Source organism: Parafilimonas sp. (genome assembly GCF_047606085.1).
GTDB lineage: Bacteria > Bacteroidota > Bacteroidia > Chitinophagales > Chitinophagaceae > Parafilimonas.
In genome coordinates this window covers 16,717-31,875 of record NZ_JASGEX010000053.1, presented here as the reverse complement: position 1 = coordinate 31,875, position 15,159 = coordinate 16,717, and the positions used below count along the sequence as shown (strand labels likewise).

At 43.7% G+C, this 15,159-nt stretch carries 11 protein-coding genes; 10 read left to right on the top strand and 1 reads right to left on the bottom strand.

The annotated features are described in order from the left end of the window. Window positions 1-598 precede the first annotated feature (598 nt). The gene (locus QM629_RS04540; RefSeq protein WP_415157637.1) at window positions 599-4,681 is read left to right on the top strand and encodes a two-component regulator propeller domain-containing protein; all 4,083 of its coding nucleotides are present in this window, start codon (window positions 599-601) and stop codon (window positions 4,679-4,681) included. Between the two features lie 76 nt (window positions 4,682-4,757). On the opposite strand, the gene QM629_RS04535 is transcribed toward QM629_RS04540, so the two are convergent. Further along, window positions 4,758-5,552 carry an N-acetylmuramoyl-L-alanine amidase gene (locus QM629_RS04535; protein WP_415157635.1) on the bottom strand — a complete coding sequence of 265 codons (795 nt, stop codon included), beginning with the start codon at window positions 5,550-5,552 and terminating at the stop codon, window positions 4,758-4,760. A gap of 623 nt (window positions 5,553-6,175) precedes the next feature. Here QM629_RS04535 and QM629_RS04530 point away from each other — a divergent pair. The 9 genes from QM629_RS04530 to QM629_RS04490 all read left to right on the top strand — a co-directional run bounded on the left by QM629_RS04530 (window position 6,176) and on the right by QM629_RS04490 (window position 15,143). Then, window positions 6,176-6,349, top strand: a complete 174-nt coding sequence (locus QM629_RS04530; protein ID WP_415157633.1) for a hypothetical protein — start codon at window positions 6,176-6,178, stop codon at window positions 6,347-6,349. Continuing rightward, entirely contained in the window at window positions 6,336-6,833 is a 498-nt protein-coding gene (locus tag QM629_RS04525; protein ID WP_415157631.1) for an SRPBCC family protein, read from the top strand. Before QM629_RS04530 ends, QM629_RS04525 begins: the two co-directional genes overlap by 14 nt. Before the next feature lie 425 nt (window positions 6,834-7,258). After that, on the top strand, window positions 7,259-7,999 hold the full coding sequence (gene rlmB, locus QM629_RS04520) for a 23S rRNA (guanosine(2251)-2'-O)-methyltransferase RlmB (RefSeq protein WP_415157629.1): 741 nt from the start codon (window positions 7,259-7,261) through the stop codon (window positions 7,997-7,999). A 255-nt stretch (window positions 8,000-8,254) separates the two neighbouring features. Continuing rightward, window positions 8,255-8,935 (top strand): cytochrome c biogenesis protein CcsA, encoded by a 681-nt coding sequence (gene ccsA, locus QM629_RS04515; protein ID WP_415157627.1) that lies wholly within the window; start codon window positions 8,255-8,257, stop codon window positions 8,933-8,935. Continuing rightward, window positions 8,928-9,152: a CcmD family protein gene (locus tag QM629_RS04510; RefSeq protein WP_415157625.1), complete on the top strand. Its 225-nt coding sequence runs from the start codon at window positions 8,928-8,930 to the stop codon at window positions 9,150-9,152. Before ccsA ends, QM629_RS04510 begins: the two co-directional genes overlap by 8 nt. A 65-nt stretch (window positions 9,153-9,217) precedes the next feature. Further along, on the top strand, window positions 9,218-10,636 hold the full coding sequence (locus QM629_RS04505) for a Glu/Leu/Phe/Val family dehydrogenase (protein WP_415157623.1): 1,419 nt from the start codon (window positions 9,218-9,220) through the stop codon (window positions 10,634-10,636). A gap of 133 nt (window positions 10,637-10,769) precedes the next feature. Further along, window positions 10,770-11,948, top strand: a complete 1,179-nt coding sequence (locus QM629_RS04500) for an acyltransferase family protein (RefSeq protein WP_415157621.1) — start codon at window positions 10,770-10,772, stop codon at window positions 11,946-11,948. 44 nt (window positions 11,949-11,992) lie between these two features. After that, window positions 11,993-13,201 (top strand): hypothetical protein, encoded by a 1,209-nt coding sequence (locus QM629_RS04495; protein ID WP_415157619.1) that lies wholly within the window; start codon window positions 11,993-11,995, stop codon window positions 13,199-13,201. 277 nt (window positions 13,202-13,478) lie between these two features. Further along, on the top strand, window positions 13,479-15,143 hold the full coding sequence (locus QM629_RS04490; protein WP_415157617.1) for a hypothetical protein: 1,665 nt from the start codon (window positions 13,479-13,481) through the stop codon (window positions 15,141-15,143). Window positions 15,144-15,159 lie beyond the last annotated feature (16 nt).

Here is a 15,159-nt window from a genome sequence, read left to right as displayed (position 1 = left end):
GCACGGTTATAGATGAATTTTGATAGAGGTGAGTGCCAGCGGCACAGCCTGCCCCGACTATTCGGGGATGCATAATGTAACGAGCCGATGGCTCTCAACAACATTTTGCTGGTTTCAAAACGGGTTGAAACCCGTTTTTACAATATTTTTTCGAGGCTACGCCTCTTTTTATACATTTAAAATTTTAATGCGCCTGCCCTGATGATGAGCGTGCATTTCAAATTTTCGCGGGCGGTGGTGATTATTGCCTGCTTAATAAGCACGCCATCCTGTAAAGAAGGATGCCAATCCTTCAAAAAAAGCTACACACCTTATAAAGCAGGATGTCAATCCTATAGAAGAAGATGCTGATCTTATAAAGGAAGATGTCAATCTTATAAAGAAAGATACCAATCCTGTAAAGAAAGCGCCGCATTGTATAAGCCAAACATAATAACCTACAACCAGGAGCGGGCATTCTAAAATTTAGATGTATTTGCCCTGATGATGATGAACCAGGCGGATAATGCTGTAGTCTGCAGGGCAAGGCTTTTCATTTATTAGCGGTAAAATTTTTGCTTTACCCAAAAAATAATAGCTTTAACTATTACGAATTGCTATGTTGAGTAAACTTTTGATTGCTGTTATTTGTTTAATTATTTCATGCACCGCTCTCGCAAACAATCAACCCGTAATTTATATAGGCATTGAAAACGGGCTTTCCAACAATTCCGTAACCACGGTTTTTCAGGATCACAGGGGCTTTATATGGTTTGGCACGTATGATGGGCTAAACCGGTACGACGGTTATTATTTTAAAGTTTTCAGGAATCACCTGAACGATAGCAATTCCCTGCCAAACAACAGGATAGCCGCCATTATTGAAGATGATAATAAAAGGCTGTGGGTTGGCACACGCAGCGGCGTGGCTATATACGACCAGGTCACATCAGCGTTTTCTCCTGTGTATTATACGCCGGGCAAGGCGGCGGCGCCACGAAAAATCAATTCCATTGTAAACCAGATAATGCCCTGCGGCAAGGGCAATATGTTTATTGCAACAGATAATGGCCTTTTGCTGTATGAAGCAAAAACAAATATGGCCGGCCCGGTATTAATAAATAAGCAATACAGTTACCAGGCTATGGCGACTGAATGTGATAATGCCAAACGCACCTGGGTATATGTAAGAGAGCGGGGCCTGTTTTTATATGATACTAAAACACAGTCGCTCCAATTGGTTGACCAGCAGGTAAAGAACGGTATCTGCCTCCGGGCTTATACCAGCGATACTTTATTGATGGGCACAGATGACGGATTATACGCTTATGCCATCAACACAAAAACCGTTACAAAAAAATTCTCAAGTGGCAACAGGGTACTGCAATTAAAAAATTATGGCAACAGCTTATATATTGTTACAGATGGCAATGGCATATTTGTGATGAATAATGCCGGCGGGCAGATACAAAACCTTTTCCGGAGCACCTCTGTTAAAAACCTCACAAGCCCCTGTGTTTATTCCATACTTAAAGATAATAACGGAAGGTTATGGATTGGCACCATGCGCGGCGGCATTAATCTGATTGATGCCGGCAGGAATAAGTTTGAAACAATCACGCATCCGTTAACCAGCAAAGATCCTGCTGATGATTTTGTTACCTGCATGGTGGAAGACAACAACCATGATCTTTGGATTGGCACAGATGGCCATGGATTAAATTGCTGGAACAGGAAACTAAACACCTTTACCAGCTACTGCCGTTCTGCGCAAACGCCGCAACGAAGAAGCAGCAATTTTATAACAAGCGTTTTAAACGAAGGCGATAATCGTTTATGGGTAGCCTCCTGGGGCGGCGGCATTGATCTTTTTAATAAACAAACACACCGCTTTACGCATTTTAAATGCATCAATACGGCTACGGCGCAGGAAGATAAAAACCCGTTTCTTTTATATAGAGACAAACAGCAACGCGTATGGGCGGGCGCCTGCCTGGAAGGCGGCTTATATCGTTTTAATCCCCAATTGCAGCAGTTTGAGTTATACGATGCCCGCCTCAAAAACATTCTCGCCATGTACCAGGATAACAGCAACTGTTTGTGGGCAGGCGATTTTTCTTCGCTCATACAGATTGATGAACAGCATAAAACCTTTAAGCGTCACCATCTTGGTTATGCAGTAAGAAGCATTGTTGAAGATAAGAAAGGCAATTTCTGGATCGGGACTGAAGGCGGCGGCCTGCTGTTGTTCAATCGCTCAAACGGGAGCTATAAAAGATATGATGAATCAGAAGGATTAAGCAATAATTCTGTTTTAAAGATGCTGGAAGATAACCGGGGCAACTTATGGATGAGCACATTTAACGGCATCTCGGTTTTTAATGCCATAACTGGTACGTTCAGGAATTTTTCCCAGTCAGACGGCCTGCAAAGCAACCAGTTCAACTATAATGCGGGCCTGCGGCTTAGCTCCGGGCAGTTTGTTTTTGGCGGCATTAAAGGGATGAATATTTTTTATCCGGACAGTATTTTAAACAGAAAGGCAGACCCGCTTACCGTTTTATTGGTGGGTTTGCGAATTGATAATATACCCATTGAAACCAGCAGCCGGTATATTACCAAACGATCTGCGGATGATATAAAAAGTATAAAACTGCCCTTTGATAAAGCCGTATTGTCTTTTGATTTTGTAGCGCTGAATTATGCCGCATCAGACAAAATAAGATATGCCTGGTATCTTGAAGGATGGGATAAAAGCTGGAATTATGCCGGCAATATCCGCACGGCTAACTATACAAGGTTAAACGAAGGAACCTATACATTTCATATTAAAGCCATGAATGCCTGCGGTAATGAAAGCGGGTGGCAGCAGCATCTTGTTATTGAAGTTTTGCCGCCCTGGTACCGTAGCTGGTGGTCTTATCTTATTTATACGGCAATAGCCGGCGCACTCATTTACTTATATGCCCGGTATAAATCACTCAAGGCAAAACATAAATATGAAATAGCGCTCGTAAAGATTGAAACGGAAAAAGAAAAAGAACTCAATGAAAAAAAGCTGTTGTTCTTCACCAATATCGCCCACGAATTCAGAACGCCGCTTACGCTTATTATAGACCCGGTTAAAGAGTTGCTGCACTTTCCTGAAAAAAGGCAGTCTGCTTCCGGCCTGCATATTGTATATCGCAATGCGAGACGCCTGCTAAGCCTCGTTGACCAGCTATTGCTGTTCAGAAAAGCAGACACAGAGGGCGATAAGCTTAGCATGGAAAGAATTAATTTTTATGAATTGTGCCACGAAGTATTTATATGCTTTTCCCGGCAAGCTAAAGCAAGAAACCTTTACTATGAATTTGTGGCCGACGATGTTAAGGCGGAGATTGCCGGCGACCGGGAAAAGATAGAAATTATTTTATACAATCTTATTTCAAATGCATTAAAATTTACGCCTGCCGGGGGAACGGTTAAACTTGAAATAGTATGGCAGCCATTAACATCAGATACAGTTGAAATAATTATCAGCGATACCGGTTGTGGCATCGAAAAATCGGTTGGCAACAAACTGTTCCGGCGGTTTTACCAGGCAGAGGGCAGCAGGCATGTGCACCATAAAGGTTTTGGAATAGGTTTATACCTGGCAAACCAGTTTGTGAAAGCCCACCAGGGCAGGCTTTCTTATGAAAGCGAACCGGGCAGGGGAACAAAATTTACCGTGAGCCTGCCGCTTAACCTTCCTGTTCAGTTACCGGCAAATGAAGCATGGAAAATAAATGAAGCAGAAAGGAAACCGGTGCTGATAGAAGAATTGATTGCCGGCCTTGAAGCTGATGATGTGGCCACAAATGCAGAAAAAGAATTGCCCGAAGCGGTTACAGGTAAAGAGTTGCCGGCAATAGCCCATATCATTACAGAAAAGAAAAGTATTTTAATAGTGGATGATAATAAAGATATCCGGCAATACCTCGGCCAGCTTTTTGAAGACCGGTTTTTAGTGCATGAAGCCAACAGCGGCGAAGCAGGATTACAGATTGCCCAGCAACGACTGCCTGATATAATCATCTGCGATGTTATTATGAATGGCATTACCGGTTTTGAATTATGCGCGCTTATTAAGGCAGATGCCAGCCTCAGCCATATACCGGTGATTCTTTTAACCGCCACCACTTCTTCAGAAATAAAACTGAAAGGCCTGGAATGCGGCGCCGATGACTACATCACCAAACCTTTTGAAAAAGAATTGCTGATAGCGCGGGTGGAAAATATCCTTAAAAACCGCAGCGCCCTGCAGCAATATTTTTTAGACACGGTTACATTGCGCAAAAACAATACAAAGGTTTCTGAATCGTACCGCGATTTCCTGGAGAAATGCATAGCCGTTGTTGAAGGGGAAATTGAGAATGAAAATTTTACCATCAAAAGTTTTGCCCGGGCCATGGGCATGAGCCATTCCAGCCTGTATGAAAAAGTGAAATCCGTTTCCGGCTTATCGCTCAGTGCGTTCATCCGGTTTCTGCGTTTGCGCAGGGCTGCTCTTTTATTGTTAACTACCGATATGAACATTAATGAAGCTGCTATGCAGGTAGGCATAAACGATATTAAATATTTCAGGCGGCAGTTTAATAAACTGTTTGGCATGAACCCTTCGGAGTATATAAAAAGGTATAAAGATTCTTTTAACAAGAGTTTGAATGTGGCCGGATGAGTGGTGAATGAGTTGAGTGTTTACAGAATACAGTTGGTGGCTTATATTTTGCCTGGCTTCAAAAATAATTAATTGCTTACTCATATTTCTTCATCACATTAAACAGCACTTTGTATTGTGCAGAATCCAATCCCGGCAGCGTATCCTGCAGCCAGTGGCGCTTGAAAGCTATAATAGCCGCCGTTGTATCACGCACATCATAGCCAATAATGCGCAAAGCCTGTATATCGTTAAATGTGGGCGGCAGGCATATATTGGTGGTGTCATCATACCAGTAACTGTAGCCGCTGTCGGCAAGCGTTTTCCAGGGAAAGCGGTAGTTGGGATCGCTCTTGCGCACCGGCGCAATATCGCCGTGGCCTATAAAATTGGCGGTGGGAATCTTGTATTGCTTTTTAAGCGCCGACAGCAGGTGCAGCAGGCTGGTAATTTGAGGGCCGGTAAAATCTTCAAAGCCATTATTATCGAGCTCAATGCCAATGCTGCTGCTGTTTATATCCATATCATTGGCCCAGCGGCTTATACCCGCCTGCCATGCCCGTAAATAATCGTTCAGCATGTGGTGAATGGTCCCATCTTTACAAATAACATAATGCGCACTTCCCTGTGAATACTGTACGGTAAATGTTTTAAGCGTTTGTTCGCAACTGTTTTGCGCCGTATGGTGTATGATAACAAAATTGGGTTTGCGCAAATTGAAATTAATCGTTCCAACAAAATCCATATTGGGGAATGAATCTTTCAGCGGGTATTTTTTTATGATAGCAGCAAAATCTTTTGCCTGTTGCTTATATATTTTATTGGTGGAAGCATAAGGCTTTCTGGCGCAGCCTGCGCCAAGCAGGAGAAAAAGGCAGATGATATATTTCATGAAATGGAAGTTACGCATCTAAATTATAAGTTTTGTTCTTCTTAAGGCTAATATTCATTTTGCATTTTACCCGGTTACAGGTTTTATGGAATTAAGGAATATTGATTTAATGGAATAACGAACATAAAACTATATAGCTCACCCGGCTAATGTGGTGCCGGACGCTTTAGTCGGCTGACGTAATTCTATTCGGCTTTTGTGCATATCTTCGGCAGCATTCCGCCGCGGCGGATTAGGCTTTACGTCGCTGGTGGCAATGAATATATAGTAAACACAGGATGAATTTGTGCATTGGCTGTTTGCACCTGCTTTATAGGATTGTAAGATGATCTCACATTCCTGCACGTCATGCCCGCGACGCGTCGCAGGGCATGACGTGCCAGTGGTTATGTTTTATGCTTGCCTTACTTAATGTAAGGCTGGTAATAAGAATAGATTTGTACTTTGGCAAATCAATGATTGCACATTTTTATCCAGCGAGGAGTATAAATTCCCCACCGCCGCAAAGCCCAACGTTAGTCAGAATTAGAAAATCAAACACCCTAAAAATTTATGGCTTCGAGAGACAACAAGATTTTATTGCCAGAGTTTGAAACTATCAAGGACGACAAAGAAGAAATCTTATGGACAGGAAAGCCAAAGTTTATTCCTTTTATTTTACCGGTATTGTTGGTGGGCTTGCTACACTTGTATTTGCCGCAATTTGGTTATTGACAGCAAGAAATTGGGGTGCAAATAATGACAATAATTCACCATCATATTTTTGGTTAAACACTACAAATTATGCCAAATATTAACCATGCAGTATTAATTGGAGCAACAGCGGAAAAAGTTTATACCGCTATAACTACACAAGAAGGATTATCAGCCTGGTGGACACCTGATACTAAAGCAACAGCGGAAATTAATACTATTGCGCATTTTCCTTTTGGCTCCCATTACTTTAAAGAAATGATTATTGCAGAACTAAAACCTTTTGTGTTAGTCAAATGGAATTGTATTAAAGGAGCTGATGAGTGGATAGGAACCAATATTTCTTTTAAACTTATACCCGGTGACAAAGAAACGCTTCTAAAATCATATCCGGAAATTTTAGGACAGATAGAACAGCAAAAAAGTGATAATGGAACATTACTGATTTTTCATCATGATGACTGGAAAGAATATACATTGATGTTTGCTGAATGTAGTTATACCTGGGGACAATTTCTTAAAAGCCTAAAGTTGTTCTGCGAAACCGATAAGGGAAGGCCTTGGCCACATCAACATCTTGTAGAATAAGTAAAAACATTTTAATGCTGGCAATTACTTTAAATATTAAAAAGGCGAACGCCACCAAAAGTATTGCTGCAAGCGAGGGCACAGCGCTATCTGACTATCATGAAAACTGAAATAGAACAAAAATAGAGGCGTTAAAACAAAAGGAAAGCGCCGGTTGTTGTTAACCCACCATTACAAAAAGATAAGGATAAAATATATTCTAACGAAGTTGGAACAAGCAAATGAGATGCTTAAAACAGGCAAAGCTTCCTGAATTGAAGAAGCGCCGCAGCCAATAACTACGCTTTCATTACAATCACAGCACGGATATAGAAAGCGATGCTGAACCCAACTATATGCCAGCCGGCAAAACTTTAATGCTAATGCATACATCTCAAATATTATATTCCATTTCACATCCTATCTCTTGCTAACTTGCGGCCTGCATGTTTCAATCAAAAAAAAATATAATTGTGGGCAGGAACCCGGTTGCGGAAGCCCTGCGCCGGCAAGCGGGCGTTGATAAAATCCTGCTGTTTAAAAACGCCTCCGGCGAAGTGGTGAATGAAATAAGAAAGCTGGCCAAAGAACAAAACATCCCCGTTCAGTATGTGCCGAATGAAAAGCTGAACAGCCTGACCAACATCAATCACCAGGGTGTTATTGCCTATCGCTCGGCCATAACTTACCAGGAACTGCAGCCTGTTATTGACTGGATAAATGATAAAGGCGAAACCGCTTTATTATTAATGCTGGATGGGATAACCGATGTGCGCAATATTGGCGCTATTGCCCGCAGCGCCGTTTGCTGCGGGGCGCAGGCCATCATCATTCCCGATAAAGGCGTGGGCGCTTTGAACGAAGATGCCGTAAAAAGCAGCGCCGGCGCTTTGGAAAAATTAAATATTTGCCGTGTAAACAGTTTGCTGAAAGCGGTGGATGACCTGCACCTGAACGGCATTAAGGTGTTCACCAGCGAAATGCATGCGAAGCAAAAAATTTTTCAGCTTGACCTGTCCGGGCCTTGCTGCATTATTATGGGCAACGAGGAAAAGGGCGTTCAATCTTATTTATCCAAAGCTGCTGATGCACATTTCACCATACCGATGAAGGGTGAATTTGATTCGCTGAATGTTTCGGTGGCAGCAGGCATCATTTTATATGAAGCCATGAAGCAGCGGCTATGATGCGGCACGGCCTCCCTTCGCATTTATTAAAAATACCGGTCAGCGGAGTTCTTAATCATCTTGAAATGCAAGCGTCAAACAACAACGGTAAGTTTATACGAATAAGAAAGTTGCAATAGCAGTTGATTACAACTATCAACTCCGGTTAAAATATAATTGCAGCGCTTCTTCTTAATTATTTTATTTTTATTAATGATTGATTGAAAAGCTTTATTATAACTTCGCGGCGCAATACATTGCCGCTAATACAATAGGATGCTTAGAAAATCATGGTGGAAAATATTGAGCTTTGTTCTGTTGATGTACACCTGCACCATGGGTTTTCTGGTAAAAATACCGGTGCTCGACGGCCGCCTGCAGCAATCCATCCGTAATATGTTTTTCCATGTGCCCATGTGGTTTGGCATGATGGTGCTTTTTACCGTGTCGGTTATTTACGCGGTAAAATCACTCAATTCCGGCAAGCCGGTTCATGATCATTACGCAACGGAATATGCCCGCAGCGGTATTGTATTCGGCATTTTGGGCATAACCACCGGCGCTATCTGGGCAAGGTACCAGTGGGGCGCATTCTGGAGCAGCGACCCCAAGCAAAACGGCGCCGCCATCGCTTTATTAATTTATCTGGCCTATTTTGTTTTAAGAGGTTCGGTTGATGATGAAAGCAAGCGTGCCCGTTTAAGCGCCGTATATAACATATTTGCTTTTGCCATGCTGTTTCCCACCATCTGGATTTTGCCTCGGTTAACAGAATCCTTACACCCGGGTGGCGAAGGCAGCGAGGGCAATCCTGCATTAAATGGCGGCGACCTGGCGCCTGCCATGCGGATCGTTTTCTGGCCGGCTGTTATTGGCTGGACCCTGCTGGGCGTTTGGATAACAACCTTGCGGATAAGACTTCAGACCTATAAAGAAAAAATGCTTGAACATGTTTAAAAAATCTGCGTTATTTCTCTCTTTTTGTTTTATGGCTGCAGAAAGCTTTAGCCAGCAAATGAACCTTACACAGGAAGAGCCTACGGATTTCATGAATGGAAACGGGAAGATTTTTGTAGTAATGGCCGTAGTTGTTGTAATTGTTACAGGCTTATTTATTTATCTCATTAACCTCGACAGGAAAATTTCAAAATTGGAAAAGGGCAACCATTCATAGCCCTAAAATTTTTTAATATATTGAATAACGAATGTTCATTAGTTTAATTTTTAAATCACCTAACAATGGAAGACAAGCACTATAGTTTTTTAGAAAGTGTAAACAGGAGTTTTAATAAGGCTGCAAAATTCACCCGGTGGGAAAAAGGCATCCTCGACCAGATAAGGGCCTGCAATGCGGTTTACCGCATGCGGTTTCCCATAAAACGCGATGACGGGTCAATAGAAGTGGTGGAAGCATACCGCGCCCAGCATTCACACCATAAAACGCCCTGCAAGGGCGGCATCCGCTACAGCGAAATGGTGGACCAGGATGAAGTGATGGCGCTCTCCGCTTTAATGACGTACAAATGCGCCATTGTAAATGTACCGTTTGGCGGCGCCAAGGGCGGCATTAAGATCAATCCGCGCAATTACAGCACCTGGGAACTGCAGAAAATAACCCGCCGTTATACCTCAGAGCTGGTAAAAAAAGAATTTATCGGCCCGGGCACCGATGTGCCTGCGCCTGATTACGGCACCGGCGAAAGGGAAATGGCCTGGATACTGGACACGTATATGGCTATGCACCCCGGCGAAGTGGATGCCATGGGCTGCGTTACGGGAAAACCTGTGGCGCAGGGCGGCGTGAGAGGCAGAAAAGAGGCTACCGGCCTGGGTGTGTTTTATGGCATAAGGGAAGTTTGCTCTATGCCTGATATAATGAAAAAATTAGGCCTCACCACCGGGGTTGCCGGCAAGCGCGTGGTGGTGCAGGGCCTTGGAAATGTGGGCTACCATACAGCTAAGTTTTTCAGGGAGCATGGCGCCAAAGTAATTGCCATTGCTGAATTTGAAGGCGCCATTTACAGCGAAGACGGCCTGAATGAAGAAGCCGTATTTCAGCACAGGAAAAACACGGCATCAATATTAAACTTTCCTATTGCTGCTAACCTGCGCACAAGTGGCGATGCGCTGGAGCTGGAATGTGATATCCTCATCCCGGCAGCTTTGGAAAATGTTATTAACGGAGAAAATGCAGCAAGGGTGAAAGCAAAAATAATCGCCGAGGCAGCCAATGGCCCTTTAACCCCCGAAGCCGATGACATACTCGCCCAAAAAGGCGCGCTTGTTATCCCCGATATGTATCTGAATGCAGGGGGGGTAACCGTTTCTTATTTTGAATGGCTGAAGAATTTAAGCCATGTGCGTTATGGAAGGATGGAAAAGCGTTTTACCGAAAACCTGAACAAGCACATCATTGGCCAGATGGAGGAATTAACCGGCAAAACGGTTGATGCCCGCGAGAAACTCCTGATAGAACATGGCCCCGACGAGGTTGACCTTGTTTACAGCGGGCTTGAACAAACCATGATAGAAGCCACCCGTGAAATTATGGCCTGCTGGCATGCAAACGATAAAATTCCCGACATGCGCACCGCTGCCTACGTGGTGGCCATTGACAAAGTGGGAACAAGCTATGCAGAGTTAGGCATCTTTCCATAAAGCATAAATACGGATGCGAATTTTTTTTAGTAATACACCGGTTTCTAAAAAAGGCCGGTGTATTTTTTAAGAAATGGGTTAATTTACATTCGCCTTTTGCGGGCACCCTCGGTTTACCACAAACGTAGTGCTTATGAAAACTATCTTTCAGAACATCCATATTAATTATGGCCGTAAAAACCACATTCCTGCATTTGACGGTGTAAGAGGCGCCAGCATAATCGTTGTTACTTTATACCATTATTTTCTTTTGCCGTATGCAGCCTGGTTTTCAATGGAATCATTTTTTGTATTGTCAGGGTTCCTAATTACAGGCATATTACTGGATATCAGGGAGCGCAAAAATTTTTTTAAGAATTATCTCGCCCGCAGAATGCTCAGGATTCTTCCGCTTTATTATGGGCTGCTGATTATTGCTTTTTTTATTGTGCCTTTATTTGTTAGCAAAGAAAGCCTTGCACCCTTCTCCCTATATTATCATCACCAGGAATATTTCTGGATATACCTGCAAAACTGGCTGTTGCTTTATAACGAAGCCGGTTTAAAAGGCGTCAGCCGCATCATGCTGCATTTATGGTCGCTTGCCATTGAAGAGCAGTTTTATATTGTATGGCCATTGCTCGTGCTTATTTTCAACAGGAAGGTATTTACAAAAATTATTGCCGGAATAATTCTCTTCAGCATCACATTAAAATGTTATTTCCACTTTTCCGGCTATCCCTGGCAGGAAAATTATTTTAATACTTTCTGCCGCCTCGATTCTTTAAGCATGGGCGGTTTAATTGCCGTGTGCGTGCGCGATAAATCATTTATTCCCTTCCTTAATAAAACAGCGCCCTATATTTTTAAGCTGTTGGGCGCTGTGCTGCTCATTGCAATTCTCATATACCGGCCCCGCATGCCGGGTGAACGGTTCCTGGAGCCTCTGGGCACAACCCTGTTTGCCATCTTATTTGCAGGAATGCTTTTATATTGCCTGTCAGACCATAAAAGAAATTATGTAAAACGTTTTTTGGAGCTAAGGCTTTTTACCTTTCTTGGCAAATACAGTTATTCTTTGTACATATTCCATGTGCCAATTCTTGTATTAATACGGCACCGGCTTACCGCCCTTTTGCAGGAGCACATAAAAGGCGGGGCCGCTTTTTTATTATCCAGCATAATCTGCCTTACATTTACATTTTTGTTTAGCCGGTTTACCTGGATAGCAATAGAAAAACCTGCATTAAAGCTTAAAAAATTTTTTAAGTACGCCGACGAGAAAACAGAACCGCTATCGGTTGTCCGCCCTGCTGCAACCGAAACCATTTAATACATTCATTGTTGAATTTATTATAATCGAAAACAAAAGCATTCATGGCTGTAGCACCAGACAATATCCTGCTTGCAAAACCTTCTTCAATTATTGAACGGCCTTCGGCTGCGCCGGCAGGCAAAGGGGTTAAGCTATACATTTATGGTTTGGCAATGGCTGCTTTGTTCAGCGCCATTGGCATTTTGTGGGATATTTCCTGGCATTCCTCCGTGGGCAGGGATAAGTTTCTCAGCCCGCCGCATATTCTTATTTACATAGGCGCCATTTTCGGCGGCTTGTTTTCGGGGATACAATTAATCATAAACAGTTTTTTTACCCCCAAAAAAGAAAGAGTCGCTTTTGTAAAGGTTTGGGGCATTTTTTACAGTTCGCTGGGCGCCCTGTTTTGTATTTGGGGCGCTATGGCCATGCTTACTTCCGCCCCTTTTGATAACTGGTGGCACAGCGCTTACGGCCTTGATGTAAAAGTATTTTCCCCGCCGCATGCGCTGCTTATGCTGGGCATTTTTTGCCTTGAATTCGGCGGGTGCATCTCTATCAGCAAGTACATTAATCTTGCAGGGCCAGAAGATAAAGCCCTGCCGGTGCTCCGGTTTTTATTTATAGTAAGCGCCGCCAGTTTTTTGTGCATGGTTTATACAATCGCTAACCCGGTAATTAAGATAAGAAACATGCGGCGCTCAGAATTTTACCTCGTTACCACGTTTATTACTTTGTTAGCGTTGCCCGCTTTTAGCCGCGCCCTCCGCATGAAATGGGGCATGACGGCCATTGCGCTCGGCTATTTTATTTTACAGGGTGGCGCCAACTGGATATTGCAGCTTTTTCCGGCGCAGCCCAGGCTTGGGCCTGTTTTAACGCATATCACACATTTTCAGCCCGCCATGTTCCCCATGCTCATTATAATACCTTCCTTTTTTATGGATATTGTTATGGCGAAGATGAAAGCCGGCGATTGGATAAAGGCTGCTTTTATAACAATTACTTTTGTTGTTTTACTGGCAGCTATTCAATACCCGTTCAGTGGCTTTTTGCTGCAATCCCCTAATTCCCGCAACTGGTTTTTTGGAGGCGGTTCGTGGTATTTTCAAAATCCTCCCGATTCACCTTACCGTTTTAAATTTAGCCCTGCCGACCTGCAACCGATGCCTTCTTTTTTAAAAGGCACAGGCATTACAATCTTAGCGGGCATCGTTATCAGCCGCATCAGCTTCAGTTGGGGAAACTGGATGCTTCGGGTACAACGTTAAATTTTTGAAGCAATGAAACGCCCATGCAAAATGTTTTTTTCAACCAGGGGAATGTACATCAGGACGTTCCCTGTCTGCCGGACAGGCAGGCATGAGACCATTGAAAAATCAAACCTGTACGAATGAAACCGAGCATGATAATTTTTCTCACACAACCCGTCCCGAACCAGCTTCGGGAGGGGAATGCCTGCCTGCCGGCGAGGCAGGTACATAGCGAGGTTCTCCCGAAACAAGTTCGGGACAGGCATGAGACCATCGAAAAAACAAACCTGTACGAATGAAAAGAAAGGTTTTTGTTTTGGTTATGCTGCTTATACAGTTAAACAAAACTTACGCGCACATAGGAAATTCAAATATTACGCTGGAGGGTATGGCCGGGCCGTATCATGTATTGGTGAATATTAAGCCGCCCGATGTTATTCCCGGCACGGCTTCATTAACGGTTTATACAAGCGGGGCGGGAATAAAAATAACCGCCCGCCCGGTTTATTTTTATTCAGGCGAAGGGGGTGCGCCGCTACCCGATATTTTAGATGCCGTAGCCGGAAACCCGGGCCAGTATTCAGGCGCCCTGTGGCTGATGAATAATGGCTCGGCCAGCATAGAGATTGGCCTTTCCGGGCCTAAAGGAAAGGGAAAAATACTCGTTCCGGTGGTTGCTGTTTCCATAACAAAAAAAAGCCTCCCGCCTTTTACCAGGTATATGCTTATTGCGCTGGGCGTTTTTCTCTTTGTGCTCATGGCAACCATTAGCGGCGCCAGCGTGTCTGATGCGGTTACAAAAAGCGGGGAGCCCATTTCCGCCAAAAGCAAATATGCAAAAGGAGCTGCCATTATTATTACCGCTTTATTATGTTCCGGGCTCGTGCTCGGCGGAAAACGATGGTGGAATAGTATTGAAAAAAAAACAAGCCGGTACATTTTTAAACCTATGCATGCCAGTTATACCGTTGAAAATAATAAGGGCAACGTATTGAACCTGACTATTGATACAGCCGGCAGCCAGCGAAGCAAATGGCTGCCATATATTATTCCCGACCATGGAAAAATAATGCACCTGTTTCTGGTTAGCCTGCCCGGGATGGAGGTTTTTGCACATATACATCCGGCACGTACAGGCTCTCTGGGCTTTTCTGTTGATATGCCGGATATTCCCAATGGGAAATATCTTGCTTTTGCGGATATCGTTTATAATTCCGGGTTTACAGAAACTTTAAAAGATACCCTTACCATCAATAACGATACAACAGGGTTTAAAACAGACAGCGCAGGAGACAGTGATAATTCAAGCGATATTTCCCACCCCATTTCGTTTGCCGGGAACGTGGGCAACGAAGGCAAAAACGTAACCATTGGCGGTAAAACAGGGCAGGTTTATAACACCGGCGATGGTTTAAAAATTTTACTGGAAGCGCCGGAAAAAGGCAGGCATTACTTTAGCGGCGGGCTGCAACAATTTAAGTTCAGCCTGTGGGATGAGAATAACCAGCCCTTTGTGCCAGATCTTTATATGGGAATGGCAGGCCACCTGATGATAATTCGGTACGACGGAAATGTTTTCTCTCATGTGCATCCTGTAGGCACCTATTCAATGGCTGCGCAGATGAGGCTTGAGAACCGCATGGCCACAACAGGCGGCAAGCCGGAAAACCCGGATGCAGCCGCTTTCAGGGATAGCGTGGATATAGCTGTAAAAAAGCTGGAAGCTATGCCCGAAAAAGAAAGGGAAGATTATTTAATGATGGAAATGGCAGGTATGGAAATGCCGGCCGGCTGCGGCCCTGAAGAAAAGAAAACAATGATGGGCATGCTCAATATGCACACTGGCAATACGGTAAGTTTTCCATACACATTTGAATCGCCGGGCAATTACCGTATATGGGTGCAGGTGAAAAAAAACGGCAGGGTTTATACAGGTGTGTTTGACCGGGCGGTGAAATAAATTTTTATCGCTGTTA